Raw genomic sequence first — 448 nt, forward strand, 5'->3', positions numbered from 1 at the left:
GTCCTATTCCGCCGCCGGCCGCCACCGCGATGCCGTGGCGATCCTGGAAGACTGGCGCGATGCCATTCCGGTGGCCGACCTGGGCCTGGCCCTGGCGCTGGCCGGAGAGCCGACCCGCGGCAGCGCGGTGCTTGCCGATGCGCTGCGGAATGGTGAAAATACGCCTAAGCTGCGCCAGAATCTGGCCTATGCCTATGCGCTCGACGGGCGCTGGCGCGAGGCCCGCATCATGATGATGCAGGATGTGCCGGCCGACCAGATCGATGCCCGCATCAGCGATTGGGCCGCCAAGACCCGTCCGGAAGACAACCAGCTGCGCGTGGCCGGCCTGCTTGGCGCGCCGCTGCGCAGCGATCCGGGCCAGCCCTCGCGCCTGGCGCTGAACAGCAATCCGGTCAACGAACAGCTTGCCGCGCAGACCGCTGCGGTTGAGCCGGTGCAGCAGGTT

1 pseudogene is annotated in these 448 nt (G+C 69.2%); it reads left to right on the forward strand.

Going from position 1 to position 448, the window contains the following annotated elements:
- Positions 1-448, forward strand: a pseudogene (locus tag CS062_RS26550) (hypothetical protein); the annotation flags it as partial.

This window comes from Roseateles chitinivorans, from assembly GCF_002761755.1.
GTDB lineage: Bacteria > Pseudomonadota > Gammaproteobacteria > Burkholderiales > Burkholderiaceae_C > Roseateles > Roseateles chitinivorans.